Below are 686 nucleotides of genomic sequence, written 5' to 3' on the forward strand. Positions count from 1 at the left end.
TTTTCATCTGTTTTAGATGTTGGCATAGTTATTCCACTGATCACCAAAATAATACGAAAATTCATCTATCATGGAAAAGTCTATACTCCTGGATACCATATATGAGTGTGTTGAGGCATGCGAAAACCTGGCTACAGCCTGTACACATTCCCCAGATAAAAAGATAGGGAACAATTGTCTCAGTGAGGCAATAGATTGTGCTGATGCTGGCATGATCCTTATCATCAGGCTTAATGAAGAACCTCATAGCCTTCACCGAAACCTTTTTAAGCAGTTTGTGTCTTATTGCAAGGAATGTATCAATGCATGCGAGAAACATCACATAAACCAGGCCCTGAGGGCAGCGATTACGTGTAAAAAAGCCATACAGTTTTGCTCTCTTTATGTTACGGAGCATGTACATGTGGATGAGTATCAGTTTGCCACACCATCACAGTCTCGAAAAAACTTTACTCAGCGCTGGAAACCGGTTGCTACGGAATAATCAAAGGAAAGGGTCAGGAAAATATATAACCCAGTTTATCCGCAAACTTTTTCTTTGTACTGTGATGACACCCGGAAAGCGGTAAATGCAGCGTACTATTTAATTGTCGTTACGGGAATTGAAAGTAGCATCTATTTGGGTGATATAACAGGCGAAAAGACTTGGTATAATGGGAGCCACTAAAGAATTTTGTGTATTTGGC

Annotated in this window: 1 protein-coding gene; it reads left to right on the forward strand. The window is 40.2% G+C overall.

Features of this window, described 5'->3' with window-relative positions; genetic code table 11:
- Positions 1-70 precede the first annotated feature (70 nt).
- Positions 71-484: a four-helix bundle copper-binding protein gene (locus E1163_RS00185; RefSeq protein WP_155168522.1), complete on the forward strand. Its 414-nt coding sequence runs from the start codon at positions 71-73 to the stop codon at positions 482-484.
- Positions 485-686 lie beyond the last annotated feature (202 nt).

The organism is Fulvivirga kasyanovii, assembly GCF_009711405.1.
In the GTDB taxonomy this organism is placed as follows: Bacteria; Bacteroidota; Bacteroidia; order Cytophagales; family Cyclobacteriaceae; genus Fulvivirga; species Fulvivirga kasyanovii.

Coding starts and splice junctions, on each gene's coding strand:
- E1163_RS00185 (WP_155168522.1), top strand. CDS start 71: ATGGAAAAGTCTATACTCCTGGATACCATATATGAGTGTGTTGAGGCA.